Source organism: Mycolicibacterium phocaicum, assembly GCF_010731115.1.
Lineage (GTDB): Bacteria > Actinomycetota > Actinomycetes > Mycobacteriales > Mycobacteriaceae > Mycobacterium > Mycobacterium phocaicum.
This window is the reverse complement of record NZ_AP022616.1, coordinates 5319071-5333760: the sequence shown is the minus strand read 5'-3', so window position 1 is coordinate 5333760 and position 14690 is coordinate 5319071. Positions and strand designations below refer to the sequence as shown.

Sequence of the window (14690 nt, the reverse complement as noted above, 5' to 3'; positions counted from 1 at the left end):
GCTGGTGCTCACCCGGTCGATTTCCGATCAAATCTGCCTTCATTGCCGGTGGAGTTCTTCGCCGATTAGCCGAAGGGCCGATCGATGCGACGACGATCAAAGCCAATATCGTTGGCGGCGTTGATAACTTAGCGTGACCGTCGGTACATGACGTGGGTTTGAGCACCGCCTGCCCACGCTTGCCGCGACAGTCTTGGTCGTTCCGCCACGGCAGTGGTCCACTTGAGGTTGTATTCGTGTGGGGGGCAGCGTTGCTGTCGTCCAGTGGCTTCTGCGCGATCGAGGTGAGCGGTGCCCGACGGATCCAGCGGTGAGCCGGCAGCGGCGACGCACGGCGCCCAATCGTGGGAGGTCGCCGCTGTGCTGGCAGGCGGCTATGCACAGACGATCGGAAGGTTTCAGTACTTCGTCGCCGACCAACGGTGGGTGTGGTCCGATGAGGTCGCCCGCATGCACGGCTACAAACCCGGGCAGGTTGAGCCCACTACTGAGTTGCTGCTGAGCCACAAGCACCCCGACGATCGAGCCGAAGTGGCCGAGATTCTTCGGCGGGTCACAGCGGGCGGGCTGTTCAGCAGCCGACACCGCATAATCGACGCGGCGGGGAATACCCGCTGGGTGGTGGTCGTCAGTGATCACCTGACCGACGACACCGGCCGCACGGTAGGCACTCAGGGCTACTACATCGACGTCAGCGCCGGCTTACAGGCCGATCTGACAAAGGCGATGGCCACGGTGGTCGAGTCCCGCGAGATCATCGACCAGGCGAAGGGTGCGCTGATGGTCGCGTACGGCGTGAGCGCCGAGCAGGCGTTCGGCATCCTCACCTGGCGTTCGCAGGCCACCCAGCGCAAACTCAAGGACGTTGCAGCGGACTTCGTCAACAGGTTGATGCAGGAAGGCCTCTCTGCCGACAGTGTCGCCACCATCGATCGCCTGCTGCTCAGGGACGACGCCGCCGGCGATTGAACCCCTTGGGGTATGGCAATTTTCGATGTGCCCACATGCAATGCGTGAGCATGCCACGGAAGGGTCCTTTGACTCTGGACCCTTCCGTGGCAACGGGCGGCAATGGGCTTGGTCACGCCGTCGGCCGGAGGTCTGCTTGTCTCCGCGTCTACTCGGATGCCCTCAGCCTCACCTCGCAGGCTCGGGCGCCGGCTCCTCGGCCAACGACGATTCGCGAGTCTGCCTGCGTGCGATACGGGCCGGTCCGGCGAAATACCACGCGGCCGCGGCAAGCAGCACTGCCAGGAAGATCCACGGCATCAAGGCTGCGGGCCAGGCCGGGAGCGGATACACGTTGCGGTAGAAGACATACCCGAGGGAGCCTGTGACGGTCATCCCGATGATGACGGCGGCGCCGATGCTGGCCTGTGGCGCCAGGCGCCGCACCAGGATCGGGATACCCAAACCCATCAGCATGTAGGCGACCATGTAGCCGAAGGTTCCCAGCGTTCCGGTGTAGGAATACACGTCGAGCTCGTTGATTCCGCTGAGCCCCAAGCCAAGTGCCGCGATCAGGGCAGCCGCACTGAGCAAGAGGATCGCAATATGCGGGGTCTTGCGGGTGGGATGCGTCGCCGCCATCTTGCGGTGCACCAACTGCGACTCCCCCATCGATCGCAACACCCGACTGGCCGCTGTGAGCGAGCCGGACACGCAAGCGAAGTTCGAGGCCACCGCGCCCAGATCGATGCCCAACGCAAGCCAGTGAAAGCCGAGGCCATCGGCCAAGGTGTTCAACGGCGTTGCATCGGCGGCCAGGTTGTCGGCACCGCCGAATCCGACAATCTGCGCGTAAGACGCATACAGGTAGAGCGCGCCGGCCAGGAGCGCACTACCGGTGACGGCCCGTGGGATTGTCCGCTGTGGGTCCTTGGCCTCGACGGACAAACACGCAGCCGACTCGAACCCGACGAAACCCAGGGTCGCCAGCACCATCCCGCTGACCACCTGTTGCACCGTGATTCCAGTGGGCATGAGCGGCGCGAGACTGACCCCATGATGAAGCAGAACCATGGTGCACACCAACAGAATTGCTCCGATGGAGAGCACCTCGAGCACCACACCGGTCCATGCGGAGATCCGGACGCCGCGGATCATCATCCATGCCGCGCCCACCACACACAGGATTTCCAAAACCACCGTGACCGAAATCGAGGTGGCGGGCACTCCGGCGCTCACCGGCGGAGCCACTCCGAGAAGGGGTTTGGTGTACTGCGAGAATTGGGCGACGCAGCCGACGGAGATGAGCAGGTAGCCGAGAGCGAGACCGGTCGACCCGACGAACCCGACCGCTCGACCGAACGCGGCGGTGATATGTGAGAGCAGGTCCTCGCCCGGCCGCAATCGCGCGGCGCGGGATACGCACCAGCCCACCAAGAGCAGCACACACAAGGAGACGGCGTAGGAACACAGGGTGCCCGCGCTGGCGCTGGCAGCGACAAGCGTTGCGCCGGAAACCATCACGGCACTTGGCGCGATGCCGGCGGTCGACTGCGCGACGAGCTCGACACCGCTCATGCTGGCAGCCGCCAGTCCGGTATCTTCTCTGAGTTCATCGAGCCGCTCGACATTGGATATAGACGGCATTGATCGGCCTCCTCGATGTGATTGGTCGGTCCACGAACACGGCATGGACGCATGCCGGCTACGGTGCCGACGGCAGATGTGCATGGGCGAAATGACCTAGCGGGACAACCGCTTTCGGTTCACCAGGCAACTTTAGAGTCGAGTTGTTACCAGCAGTGGCAACGAATGTTAAAAACAACGACAAGACTAATCTGGCATTCACGCTGAATGACCCGGAATTGGACATCGGATATCGGCGTCGAGTAGATGTGTTTCGCAGCGCGCCGGCGCACGTGTCTGCAGATACAGAAATGCCGGCTATCGCCCGGTTCTGGAATCAGCGAGCCTGACCGTCGTTCACGACGGTACGCCGAATACCGCTGCAGCACAGTGCATCCAGGAACATCCGTACAGGTTTCACACAGCTTCGGAACACCCGATGACAGATGAGCCCGGCGCAATGTTTGGTAACGCCTATTCGCGAACTCTGATTTCCCTCGAAATTATCGAACGAAATGCTCCACAGGTCTTTGACAGCTGCGCTTGGCGACGGCGACCGCGCGAACTACTTTCTATTGGCGAAGATGATTCGGTGCCAATCCTTTTCCGCAACCGAGGTGATATCGCTCATCACATGTTTGATGGTCAGGTATTCCTCAAACGAATAGGCGCTCATGTCTTTACCGAACCCGGAAGCGCCGATACCGCCATGTGGCATTTCGGAGATGATCGGGATGTGGTCGTTGATCCACACGCAGCCGGCCTGGATTTCGCGCCCTGCCCGCTGGGCCCGGTACACGTCGCGGGTCCATGCCGAGGCCGCCAGCCCGTACTCGGTGTCGTTGGCCTGCCGCAGTGCGTCATCGTCGTCGGTGAATGGCCGCACGGTGAGCACAGGGCCGAAAATCTCGTCGCGGTAGATCTCGGAGTCTTCCGCGACATCGGCAATCAATGTCGGCGGGTAGAACATGCCCGGGCCCTCGGGCATTGCTCCGCCCGTCACGATCCGCCCGCCCTGCTGCTGTGCCCGCTGCACCATGCCGGCGACCTTGGTCCGGTGCGGCGTCGAGATCACCGGTCCCAGATCGGTATTCGGGTCATACGGATCGCCGGTGACGACCTTGCCGAACAGCTCGGCAACTCCCGCCACAAAATCGTCGTACAACGGCTGCGCCACGATGGCGCGGGTCGCCGCGGTGCAGTCCTGGCCAGTGTTGATCAGTGATGCCGCCACTGCCCCATGTATAGCGGCTTCCAAGTCCGCGTCGTCGAAGACCACGAACGGAGCCTTGCCGCCGAGCTCGAGCTGAGTGCGGTGGCCGTGGACTGCTGCCGCTGTCATCACTCGTCGCCCGACTGACGTCGAGCCGGTGAACGTCACCATGTCGACATCACGGTGCCCGGCAAGGGCGGCGCCGACGTCCGCGCCCAGCCCGGTCACCACATTGAACACACCTTCGGGCAGCCCGGCTTCGCCGGCCAATCGGGCCAGCGTGAGGGTGGTCAGCGGGGTGATCTCGGCAGGCTTGATCACCACGGCACAACCGGCCGCCAACGCGGGCAAGGCCTTCCAGACCGCCATCTGCAGCGGGTAGTTCCACGGCGTGATGGTGGCGACCACGCCGACCGCCTCGCGCCGGATGCTCGACGTGTGATCGGCCGAGTACTCGGCAGTGGCCTTGCCTTCGAGGTGCCGGGCGGCACCGGCAAAAAAGTCGATGTTGTCGACGCTGCCGGGGACATCGAAGTTCGCCGCCAGGCGGACCGGTTTACCGGTCTGGCTCACCTCCTGATCCACGAACTCGTCAGCGTTCTCGGCGACCAGTTGCGCCAACCGCGCCAGCACCGTGGCTCGCTCGGCCGGAGTTGCCCGAGCCCAGCCCGGCTGCGCGGCGCGGGCCGCGGCCACCGCAACGTCGACATCAGCCGGCGTCGCCAGCGCATACGACGCCACGACATCACCCGTGGCCGGGTTGATGACTTCGAACGGACTCCCCGCCGTTGTCACGGACTTTCCGTTGATGAAACTCCCGGCGACGACCTGGCCTGCACCTGCGCTCACGCTGATGCACGCTACCCCAACACCGATGCGGATTCCACTTGAAATCGAGCTACAGACGATTGATTCCGTCGTACCGGTTGTGTTCAACAACGAAATCCGTGCATGATTGACGGCATGGCCATCCCAGATGCCCCGCCCGATGCCGCCGCGATTCCTGGGCGAAGTAATCCGTCTCGGGGTGGCGCCGCCTGCCAACTCGACGAACTGTCGAAAGCGATCATCGAGAAACTGCAGCAGGACGGCAGGCAGTCCTATGCCGCCATCGGTAAAGCGGTCGAGCTGTCGGAAGCGGCCGTGCGCCAACGTGTCCAGCGCATGGTCGACGGCGGCGTCATGCAGATCGTCGCCGTGACCGACCCGGTTCAAATGGGCTTCGGACGCCAGGCCATGATCGGCGTTCGATGCACGGGGGACACCACCCAGGTCGCCGACAAACTGGCCGCCATCGAGTCCGTCGACTATGTCGTGCTGACCGCCGGGACCTTCGACATCATCATCGAAGTCGTCTGCGAAGACGACAGCCACCTGCTCGACCTGCTCAACCGCAAGATTCGAGCCGTACCGGGGGTGCTGTCCACCGAAACACTGGTCTACCTCAAACTCGTCAAACAGCAATACAACTGGGGCACGCGATGACAACAATCAATGCAGCACAACAACTTTCAACCGACTTGTCGGCCAAGGCCAAACGGCATCTGTGGGGTCATTTCGCCCGTCACGGGGCCGATATCGCCCCGCCCATCATCACCCGCGGTGAAGGCGTCACCATCTTCGACGACCGGGGCAAAAGCTATATCGACGGGCTGTCGGGCCTGTTCGTCGTGCAGGTCGGGCACGGCCGCGAGGAACTCGCGGCGGCGGCTGCGCGCCAGGCCGAGCAGCTGTCGTTCTTCCCACTGTGGTCCTACGCGTCTCCGCCCGCGATCGAGCTGGCCGAACGCATCGCCAACTATGCGCCGGGCGACCTGAATCGCGTCTTCTTCACCACCGGCGGCGGCGAAGCGGTGGAGAGTGCCTGGAAGCTGGCCAAGCAGTTCTTCAAGCTGACCGGGAAACCCGGTAAGCACAAGGTGATTTCGCGGTCCATCGCCTACCACGGCACCCCTCAGGGTGCACTGGCGATCACCGGGATCCCGGCGTTCAAGGCGCCGTTCGAACCACTCACGCCCGGTGGCTTCCGCGCACCGAACACCAACTTCTACCGCGCGCCCGACGCCTACGCGCACGACCCGGAGGCGTTCGGCCGGTACTGCGCGGACCGCATCGCCGAAGCCATCGAGTTCGAGGGTCCCGATACCGTCGCCGCGGTGTTCCTGGAGCCGGTGCAGAACGCGGGCGGATGCTTCCCACCACCACCGGGGTACTTCCAGCGCGTCCGTGAGATCTGCGACCGGTACGACGTACTCCTGGTGTCCGACGAGGTGATCTGCGCCTACGGCCGCATCGGCTCGATGTTCGCCTGCGACGATTTCGGCTACATCCCCGACATCATCACCAGCGCAAAGGGTTTGACGTCCGGCTACTCCCCGATCGGGGCGATGATCGCCAGCGACCGCCTGTTCGAACCCTTCAACGACGGCAAGACGATGTTCGCCCATGGCTACACCTTCGGTGGACACCCGGTGTCGTCCGCGGTGGCGCTGGCCAACCTCGACATCTTCGAGCGCGAGGGCATCAACGCCCACGTGAAGGCGACCGCCCCGGCATTCCGGGCAACACTGGAAAAGCTGTACGACCTTCCGATCGTCGGCGATGTCCGCGGCGAGGGGTTCTTCTACGGCATCGAACTGGTCAAGGACAAAGCCACCAGGGAGACCTTCAACAGCGAAGAGTCCGAGCGCCTGTTGCGCGGCTTCCTGACCCCCGCACTGTGGGAGGCGGGTCTGTATTGCCGCGCCGACGATCGTGGCGACCCAGTGATCCAGCTGGCTCCGCCACTGATCAGCGGCCAGAAGGAGTTCGACGCGATCTACGACATCCTGCACAACGTCCTCAGCGAAGCGGGGCGTCGCCTTTAGTCGTGTCGGATCGGCACGTCATAAACGATCTGCGCCGGAACGCATTCCGGCCATGAGCAGATTCAAGCCGAAGGCGAATCGCGCGTCGAAGTCGAGCAGCTGCACGACGGGGCCGGACGCGAGGTGTGGGTAGTCCCCGGAGCGAAGCACCCCTCGAGCGTCTCGGTCTCGCCGCCGGCGGCACCCTGCTGCTCGAGGACCTCACCCAGGACGTACGAGCAGAGCAGCGAGCTCGCCGCCCACAACGCATGCTCGTGCGCCAAACCGCCGGCCTGCACACTGCCGACCAGCGTATCGATGAAGGTCAGGTTGGCCCGTTTGGCAGCGTAATTTCCGCCGACGATTCGCGCGCCGTCGCGCCGCGACAGCAGAGCCGAACGCGGCCCCGCGGCAAGGCTTTTGACGCGATCGGCCCAATCCTGGGGAGCGGTGGGCGCATCGTCGAGCGCCTTCGCCAGAATCGCCTCGGCCATCTCGTCGAAGAGGGCGTCCTTGCCATCGACCAGGCGGTAGATCGTCGGTAGGTGGGCCGGCAGCCGGTCGGCCAGCCGGCGCATGGTCAGCGATTCATTCGTCATCGACGACGCCGAATTGCTCGAGATGCTCAGTGCCGACGGCAAACCCGCGGTGTAGGCCACCGTCGTGCGCATCCGCGAAGTGTTCGGGCAATGCGGCAAGGCGGTGATCCGGGCCAAGCTCTGGGACGGCGACAGCCGAGGGCTGGCCGACGCCGTGACGTTGGGCGGGGACTTCTACACCCTCTCGATCAGCGAGAGCGCGGCGAAGATGGCCGAGAAACTCGGCGACCTGGCCGGGTCACTCCACGCAGTGATCGACGACCACTACGCGAACGAGCTGTACGGACCTCACCTCGCGCGATTGGCGAGCGACGCTTCTGCCGCCGCGGCGGCAGAAGCGACTGCCGGTTCGGCGTTGGCCGCCCAGACCGGCCCGATAGCGGGTCACTGTTTGCTGTGTCGTAGATCACCGACGGGGCCGCATTCGGTTTGCCGCCGGTCTGCCGACTACACCCTGCATAACGCGTCCGACATTGCTGTCGGACATCAGAACTGACGTATTCAGGGGGAATCGTCGTGGGGGACTTTTTGCCGGGTGACCGGCCATGGCGTGTCGCTCGTTGGTGGCCGGCTTTGGTTGCGATGGTGCTCACCGTCGCGCTCACCGCGGGCGGGCAGTACTGGTTTGCCAGTTCGAACCGGTCGGGGGCTGTAGCTGCGGCCGCTGGATCGACTGCGCAGGAATTCGCCGATGCAGCGATGGCAGCGTTCAGCGGATCGACCACCGTCGCGATCCCCAATCCGGCAGCGACACCCGATCAACGGGCCGCGGGACTACCCACCGACCCGGTCGCCGGACTGACCTCGATGACACCCGCCGGGCCGGTGCAGCAGGTCTTACCCGACGGCCTCGGTGCGGCCCAACGCACCAGCAGCGGATCCGTCGTCTATCCCGATCGTGGTGCAGGGTTTGATTTCTTGGCTGAGAACACCGGTACTGGGACGCGCACGGTTGCCCGCATCGCCAGCGCGACCGGCGTACGCATGGTCACCACCTTTGTGCGCACGCCGGTCGACACCGTGATGTTGGCCCACACCAACGGATTTTTGACCATCAACCGCGCCACACCGGCCGCGGAAACCGTCGGCATGTTCGCCCCGGCCGAAACCCGCGATGCCGCAGGCAAATTGGTGCCGTCATCGTACGTGGCGCGTCAGCTGCGTCCGGGTTTGTATCAGCTCTCTGAGGTCATCGACCCACGCCCAGACACCAAGTGGCCGGTGTACGTGGATCCGCCGCTGCATGTCGGTGGCTCCGGCGGCGGACCGCTACCGGCGGGGTTGTTCGACTCGATCACCAGCACCGTGTCCAGCGCAGCGAACGCGGTCGGCAGCGCGGTGTCGAGTGCGGCCTCAGCGACGGCGTCGGGCGGCAAAGCGGTATTCACGTTCGTGAAGAACAACCCGGTGGAAACAGCGGTCATTGTCGCGGGGGCCGCGGTCGCAGTGACCGGTGTGGGTGGGCCAGCCGGCGCCGCCGCGATCGCTGCGGCGGTCGCCAACGTTGGCGCAGCCGGGTTGCAGATCGCTTCAGAAGCCATGCCGGACAACCAAACCCTCGGGGCGATGTCGACGGTGGCCAACGCGGCGACCATGTTCACCCCCACCGGGGCGGCCAAGAAGATCGCCGAAGAAGGCGCCGAACTGGCCGCCAAACAGGTCGTTACGCACACCGACGAGATCATTGACGCCGCCAAGGCCGTCCCCAACCCAGCACAGGTACGCGAGGAGATCGCCGCCGCCGGCACCGCCGGGAAACCGCCGCTGCCCGGCGTCGAGACGCCCAAGGCACCGAATGGGCCGCCGGCTGGGGATGTGATTCCCGGTGGGGAGCTCAGTCATGCGTTGCCGCCCTCTGCTGCTGATCAGCGGCTCACTACCAACATCACCAGCCGGGCGCCGCTACGGCAGGGAACCAAACAAGACATCCATGCCGCTGCCGAACGTGATCCCGAGAGCGGGCTTCCACTGGACCCGAACACGTACGAACCCATCAAAGGCACGCCGGATATCGGGCATAAGCCGGGTTTTGAAGAGAAGACCACCAACGACATGGCCACGCAGTACGGGCTGTCGCGTCGGGAGAAGCTCGAATGGTCCAATGATCCGAGCCATTACCAGCTCGAGGCGCGCGGTCCGAACCGATCTCACCAGTTCGAGAACCCGCGCAGCGCCACCAGCATGTATGAGGACGATTACAAGGACTGGCTGCAAAAGAACATGGAGACCAATCCGCGCCTGGCTCAGGACCCGACCGCCCAGCGGCGCCTGGCGAACCTTCAAGCCCAGTCCCGTCCGACCGGTGCGGCTGAGGAGCAATTGTCAATACCTGTGGATCGGGGTGTTTCAGGCGACCTCCGTTTCGGTGTGTTGATCGCCGTCTGACGGTGGTGTCGGTGGGGTGATGTCGGTGGGCCGTTCGAGCAGTTTGCCTTTGTGGAAGACCGCTCCGGCGCGGACGAGGGCGACCAGATGTGGGGCGTTGACGGCCCGCCAACGGGCTTGGGCTGCGTCGATCAGCTTGTAGGCCATGGCCAATCCAGCGGCCCGCGATCCCGGACCCTTGGTGACCTTCGTTCTCAAACGCACTGTGGCGAAGGTGGATTCGATCGGATTCGTGGTACGCAGATGGATCCAGTGCTCGGCGGGGTAGTGGTAGAACTCCAGCAGGACATCGAGGTCGTCGACGATCTTGGCGACCACTTTCGGGTACTTCGCGCCGAAGGCAACCGCGAAGGCCTTGACCGCGACCTGAGCTTTGTCGATGTCTTCGGCGTTGTAGATGTCCTTGATGGCCGCCAGCGCGGCCGGATGCGCTGACTTCGGCAGTGCGGAAAGGACGTTGGCCTGCTTGTGGAACCAGCAGCGCTGCTCTCGGGTCTTCGGGAATACCTCCCGCACCGCCTTCCAGAACCCGAGCGCGCCATCGCCGACGGCCAGCACTGGGGCGGTCATGCCGCGTCGTTTGCAGTCGCGCAGCAGATCCGCCCACGACTCGCATGACTCCCGATAGCCGTCGGTGATCGCCACGAGCTCTTTGCGGCCGTCAGCGCGCACGCCGAGCATCACCAGCAGGCACAGCTTCTCCTGGTCCAGGCGGACCTTGAGGTGAATGCCGTCGACCCACAGGTAGACGTAGTCGCTGCCGGACAGGTCCCGGGCAGCGAACGTACGGGCTTCGTCTTGCCACTGCGCGGTCAGACGGGTGATCGTGGTGGCCGACAACCCGGCACCCGAGCCGAGGAACTGCTCGAGTGCGGGCCCGAAGTCGCTGGTCGATAGGCCGTGCAGATACAGCAGCGGCAGCACCTCACTCATCTGCGGGGACTTGCGTGCCCAGGCCGGCAGGATCGCCGAGGAAAACCGCTGCCGCTCACCAGAATCGGGGTCGACACGGCGATCGTTGACCCGCGGCGCCTTCACCTGCACGGCACCGGCCGCGGTCAGCACCTCACGCGGCTGGTGATAGCCGTTGCGGACCACCAGTCGGTGACCGTTCTCGTCGAGCTGATCAGCGAATGCGGCCACGTACGCGGCGACCTCGGCCTGCAGGGCAGCGGCCAACATCTGCCGGGCTCCGTCGCGGACGATCTCGTCCAACAACGACCGGCCGGCCTCGCCGCCGTTGGCCTCCTCGGCATCGTGAACTACGGTGAGCATGGGCGTACCTTCCCAACCAGCGCGCCAACGCCGGTCTTGATCGAATACCTGATTCCGTGATGATCATCCTCGGGAAGGTGCGCCCACTTTCAGGCCGCCTCCTCGGGCCTCATCCACAGGTATTGATCATTGCTCGCGGCTGAGCAACGTCAGGCCCAAGAGGCGAGCGTCCGGCAGAGCACCGACGGGCAACGTGATGCCGCGCGACAGTCAGCCGATCAGGCCGCCCGAGGCAGCGGCAAGCAGTCCTCATCGGAAGGTCATGATGGAACCGGAAACGGCAAGTCAGGCAAGAGGAAATCGAACAGTAAGAACAAGAACAAGCGCAAGAGGAAGAAAAGCAGTCAGCACCACTAGCCGGACGCGGCGGTGCCGGGTGGTGGCAGCGGGAGCCACGTGTCAGAGTGCTACAAACCTAGATGGACAAGGAGAGTTGTGATGGCTCGCACCCCCCTGCATCAGGCGGCCGTCCGGGGCGGCCCGGACAGCATCCAACAGATGCTCGACGAGGGCTTCGACATCAACGAGCCCGACGCCGACGGCCTCACCCCACTGCACATGGCCTGCATCAACAAGAACTACGGCGCCGCAAAAACACTCCTCGAAGCCGGCGCCCATGTCGACCCGCAAGACAAGTGGGGTAACACGCCGCTCAGTCGCGCTGTCTTCGGCAAAGACGGCACAGTCCAACTCGTTGAGCTGCTCATCGACCACGACGCAGATCCCGCGATCGAGAACGGCAGTGGGACCAGCCCAATGAAACTGGCGCAACGTCTTCAAAAATCGGACTACTTAACAGTTTTCGAACGGCCTCGCCGATAGCCGGTGTTCTTCGGGCGGACGCGGGTTCGCTGTTACTGCCGACCGAATAGCGATTCGCCAGACTGATCGATGGCGGTGCGGGCGTCGAATCTGAGGCGTTGACTAGTTGTGCCGAGGTTCCACACCCGGTCGTTGTTGCAGGGCAGACCTTTGCATTTCCAAATGTCGAATTCGCCATCATTCGACATTCCGTAATGCAATTCGCCACGGAGAAATGCGCCCACCCCCTCCACCACTCCACTGTAGGTTGCAGAACTCCGTGGCATATCGCGATGCCCTGACCTGCACTTTCGTCGGATTGCATCAGGTTTGGCGGACGGGTTTTTGCATTCTGGATGGCGAATCCTAGAACGGTACGGTTGTGCATAAATCCGCGTTTCGACACCGGCCGCCTTCGCCAGCCGTAGAGACATTGACACGCCCGATCAGCTCCACGATGGACCTGGCACGATCCGAGGATGTTCGCACCCTGGCGTCACACGTGGTGTACGTACCGTCATTGCGACAGGTCCACCGACTTGTCCGCCGCGTCGCCTAATGTCCGGAGCGGCAATGGAATAACGTCACCTTCAGCCGTTGAAGGCGCGAGATGGAGTTCGACGCTGTCCAGGTTCAGGTTCGTGACATCTGTGCCGCGTCCGCCATGAAGCTCTCGCACCGCTTCGGCCACAGCAAGCGTAGCGGCCACGATGCCGACGAACGATGCTCCGACTGCTTTGCCTGCGAGCACGACCAGCCCGCACCTGTCCATGCGCTCGCTGAGGTCGGCGAACGCTGGTGTATCGGGTACAGGGGCTCCACCCACGACGGGATCAGTCCAACCGACGACTTGCGTGCTCGAAGTATTGCTGGGGAATCGTCGTAGAAGGATCGAGCAGAAGTCGGTGGCGCCGGCACCTAATCCAGTGTCGATCGCGAGCTTCCAACCTACATTTGAGATCGCCCGGCGCGCTGGGAGATTATCGACACCGATGAGGGCGACATGGACATCGGCGGCCGAGATCTTCAGATTGTCGTCGAGGCTGCGTTCGACAATCCGGGTGTCATAACCAATTGAGTCGAGTGCGGCGGCAACCAGCCTGGTCTTCATGAGGTCGTGTGAGGCAGCTGGGGTAAGGACTCCGGTGCTGCGGTTGGCAATCGCCGTCTTGTCTGTGTCTTGTAGGACTACCTGCACTTGGGTTGGATCGGCGTAGTTCAGCCAACTGAGCACCCACCCGTAAGCCTGGCCGAGGTGCCCGAGCCCCACTAACCACCACTGTGCAGGTGCATAACGAAGCGGCGGGCCATCATCGAATGCCCCCGGATTCCAAAGATTTAGAGTGACAGTTCGGTAGCCAGCGTCGTTACCTGGGCGAGCCAGTTGCGATTGGAACACCTCGCTGATGCCTAGCGCGGCGGCTGCGATGGGCGCCAGAACGGCGCCGCAGTCCTGTGCGTACCTTGATTTCGCAGGCGGGGATGCGGGTTCGACAGCTGCGATCCACGTTCCCCATTTTGCCCTGAGGACCGGCGCCGTACCGGCCTTCGATTCGGGAGCAACTGCAGTCGGCCCGAGGAGGAGAACCGGCCACTTCTCAGCATCGATGCTCGCATCGAGGGGCGAAATCACTTGCGCCCCCTCCGCTTCCACAAATGATTCGACCGTCGATCCTCGCCCTATCCCGGCAAGGAGTGCTGCCTCGGGACCCTCGGCGACAACTCGCACGTTTCCGAATGCGCGCACCGCGGTGGCTACGGCGGTCAGGAGTGCGGCTTGTCCGCACACTGAATGACAAACGTGGTCGTCAGCGACGACGATGATGCCAGTCGCTTCGTGCGCAGCTTGAGCTTCCTCAAGCGTGGCCGCCCGCCCATCGTGGACCGCGAGCAGTACGGTCCGGTCAATTTGGTCAGCATCAAGCATGCCGGTTCGACCCCCTCCTTGTCAGCGCAACCCGGACTCGATCCACGGCGGTACGCACCCAAATGGCGAACCAAGCAGTAGCAGTCAATCCAGTGACGGAAACAACGGTGGATACTTGATCACCGAAAAATGATGTCCATCCGGGACCTTCGAATACGTGGGCACCGATGTCTTCCAACGCAATCCGACCTCGGCCGTAGTTCGGTGCAATCAACGCGACATGGCCAGATTTCGCCACCATCGGGTGCGCGGCGTCAATCGCGCTCTGCTGCACCCATGTTGATGGGTGCGTATGAATGTCACCGACGACGCGTAGGTCATCGGCACGGCAACGCGCGTTCAGGACCGCATACCCTGAGCCGCTGAACGCGATCGCGCCGGTCAGGCAGTCCGGATCAAGGTCGTCGTAGTACGCGATGGCCACGACGTCTAAGGGGCCGTCCTCGGCCGATGCGCTTGCCGATACACGCCGGGCAAGCAAGAACGCGCCCGATTCACGGTGACCTCGGCCGCGGCGAGCCAACTCCGTCATGAGGTCGTCGAATTGCCGCTTGGTGATCTGCAGTCGCCGATTGGTGTCCGTCATTGCACCGTATCCAGCTGAGGAACCGACGCGCATTGGAGTTCGCGGTGCATCTCTTGTAGATAAAACGCGATAGTGCGGCCGGGATTCCACGCTCGATCAGGGTGCGCCGTCGCCCAATCCGGGTGGGTACGAAGGCATGTCCGGTCACAAGCAACGTACGGCGCGTTACCGTTCGACGGCGACCAGTCCTTCCGGAATGTCGCGACGTCCAGCGGACTAGTGGGCCACCGCGCCTGAGGCAGTGGCCCCCCGTCCGCGATGCTCCACGGCTCGCCCGCCGGCGCTTGCACGGGATAGTCGTCGACCAGCAGCCGCATCGCCACCTCGTTGCCGTCCCCTGCGGTGATCGCAACGATCAGCTCCGGCCACCGCAGGGAGACCACTCGCCACATGCCGGCTTCGACTCCACATTCAACGTCACCACGCGCAAGATCACGTTCCAACCGCGTCTTCGCGGGGTCGGCACCGGGGCATACCATCCCGA

Annotated in this window: 12 protein-coding genes and 1 pseudogene; 6 read left to right on the top strand and 7 right to left on the bottom strand. The window is 63.7% G+C overall.

Going from position 1 to position 14690, the window contains the following annotated elements:
- Positions 1-387: 387 nt before the first annotated feature.
- Positions 388-969 (top strand): PAS and ANTAR domain-containing protein, encoded by a 582-nt coding sequence (locus G6N46_RS25665; RefSeq protein WP_138250266.1) that lies wholly within the window; start codon positions 388-390, stop codon positions 967-969.
- Between the two features lie 168 nt (positions 970-1137).
- Here the strand turns inward: G6N46_RS25665 and G6N46_RS25660 are convergent, their stop codons facing one another.
- Positions 1138-2595 carry an APC family permease gene (locus tag G6N46_RS25660; protein WP_138250259.1) on the bottom strand — a complete coding sequence of 486 codons (1458 nt, stop codon included), beginning with the start codon at positions 2593-2595 and terminating at the stop codon, positions 1138-1140.
- Positions 2596-3139: 544 nt separating this feature from the next.
- Complete coding sequence (locus tag G6N46_RS25655; RefSeq protein WP_234880745.1) at positions 3140-4636, bottom strand: gamma-aminobutyraldehyde dehydrogenase; 1497 nt, start codon at positions 4634-4636, stop codon at positions 3140-3142.
- 114 nt (positions 4637-4750) lie between these two features.
- Between G6N46_RS25655 and G6N46_RS25650 the strand changes: the two genes are divergently transcribed.
- Together G6N46_RS25650 and G6N46_RS25645 are read left to right on the top strand one after the other, a co-directional pair.
- On the top strand, positions 4751-5272 hold the full coding sequence (locus G6N46_RS25650) for an Lrp/AsnC family transcriptional regulator (protein WP_138250260.1): 522 nt from the start codon (positions 4751-4753) through the stop codon (positions 5270-5272).
- The gene (locus G6N46_RS25645) at positions 5269-6654 is read left to right on the top strand and encodes an aspartate aminotransferase family protein (protein WP_138250261.1); all 1386 of its coding nucleotides are present in this window, start codon (positions 5269-5271) and stop codon (positions 6652-6654) included. The genes G6N46_RS25650 and G6N46_RS25645 overlap by 4 nt, the downstream gene beginning before the upstream one ends.
- 18 nt (positions 6655-6672) lie before the next feature.
- On the opposite strand, the pseudogene G6N46_RS25640 reads toward G6N46_RS25645, so the two are convergent.
- A pseudogene (locus tag G6N46_RS25640) lies at positions 6673-7127 on the bottom strand (TetR/AcrR family transcriptional regulator C-terminal domain-containing protein).
- Positions 7128-7296: 169 nt separating this feature from the next.
- On the opposite strand from G6N46_RS25640, the gene G6N46_RS25635 reads away from it, so the two are divergent.
- A complete protein-coding gene (locus G6N46_RS25635) occupies positions 7297-7728 on the top strand; it encodes a hypothetical protein (protein ID WP_163693020.1) in 432 nt (143 codons plus the stop codon).
- Between the two features lie 311 nt (positions 7729-8039).
- Positions 8040-9617, top strand: a complete 1578-nt coding sequence (locus G6N46_RS25630; RefSeq protein WP_138250262.1) for a GH-E family nuclease — start codon at positions 8040-8042, stop codon at positions 9615-9617.
- Here G6N46_RS25630 and G6N46_RS25625 read toward each other — a convergent pair.
- The gene (locus G6N46_RS25625) at positions 9579-10892 is read right to left on the bottom strand and encodes an IS256 family transposase (RefSeq protein ID WP_067990476.1); all 1314 of its coding nucleotides are present in this window, start codon (positions 10890-10892) and stop codon (positions 9579-9581) included. The genes G6N46_RS25630 and G6N46_RS25625 overlap by 39 nt on opposite strands.
- Before the next feature lie 438 nt (positions 10893-11330).
- Here G6N46_RS25625 and G6N46_RS25620 point away from each other — a divergent pair, with 438 nt between their 5' ends.
- Entirely contained in the window at positions 11331-11714 is a 384-nt protein-coding gene (locus tag G6N46_RS25620) for an ankyrin repeat domain-containing protein (RefSeq protein ID WP_138251351.1), read from the top strand.
- Between the two features lie 496 nt (positions 11715-12210).
- Here the strand turns inward: G6N46_RS25620 and G6N46_RS25615 are convergent, their stop codons facing one another.
- The 3 genes from G6N46_RS25615 to G6N46_RS29160 are packed head-to-tail and all read right to left on the bottom strand — an operon-like array spanning position 12211 to position 14685.
- Positions 12211-13620: a BilD N-terminal domain-containing protein gene (locus G6N46_RS25615; RefSeq protein WP_138251350.1), complete on the bottom strand. Its 1410-nt coding sequence runs from the start codon at positions 13618-13620 to the stop codon at positions 12211-12213.
- Positions 13613-14206, bottom strand: coding sequence for a hypothetical protein (locus G6N46_RS25610; RefSeq protein WP_138251349.1), 594 nt, complete (start codon positions 14204-14206; stop codon positions 13613-13615). Before G6N46_RS25610 ends, G6N46_RS25615 begins: the two co-directional genes overlap by 8 nt.
- Positions 14203-14685, bottom strand: coding sequence for a DUF7665 family protein (locus G6N46_RS29160; protein WP_420846247.1), 483 nt, complete (start codon positions 14683-14685; stop codon positions 14203-14205). The genes G6N46_RS25610 and G6N46_RS29160 overlap by 4 nt, the downstream gene beginning before the upstream one ends.
- Between the last annotated feature and the right edge of the window lie 5 nt (positions 14686-14690).

Coding starts and splice junctions, on each gene's coding strand:
- G6N46_RS25630 (WP_138250262.1), top strand. CDS start 8,040: ATGACACCCGCCGGGCCGGTGCAGCAGGTCTTACCCGACGGCCTCGGT.
- G6N46_RS25645 (WP_138250261.1), top strand. CDS start 5,269: ATGACAACAATCAATGCAGCACAACAACTTTCAACCGACTTGTCGGCC.
- G6N46_RS25625 (WP_067990476.1), bottom strand. CDS start 10,892: ATGCTCACCGTAGTTCACGATGCCGAGGAGGCCAACGGCGGCGAGGCC.
- G6N46_RS25610 (WP_138251349.1), bottom strand. CDS start 14,206: ATGACGGACACCAATCGGCGACTGCAGATCACCAAGCGGCAATTCGAC.
- G6N46_RS25650 (WP_138250260.1), top strand. CDS start 4,751: ATGGCCATCCCAGATGCCCCGCCCGATGCCGCCGCGATTCCTGGGCGA.
- G6N46_RS25660 (WP_138250259.1), bottom strand. CDS start 2,595: ATGCCGTCTATATCCAATGTCGAGCGGCTCGATGAACTCAGAGAAGAT.
- G6N46_RS25620 (WP_138251351.1), top strand. CDS start 11,331: ATGGCTCGCACCCCCCTGCATCAGGCGGCCGTCCGGGGCGGCCCGGAC.
- G6N46_RS29160 (WP_420846247.1), bottom strand. CDS start 14,685: ATGGTATGCCCCGGTGCCGACCCCGCGAAGACGCGGTTGGAACGTGAT.
- G6N46_RS25615 (WP_138251350.1), bottom strand. CDS start 13,620: ATGCTTGATGCTGACCAAATTGACCGGACCGTACTGCTCGCGGTCCAC.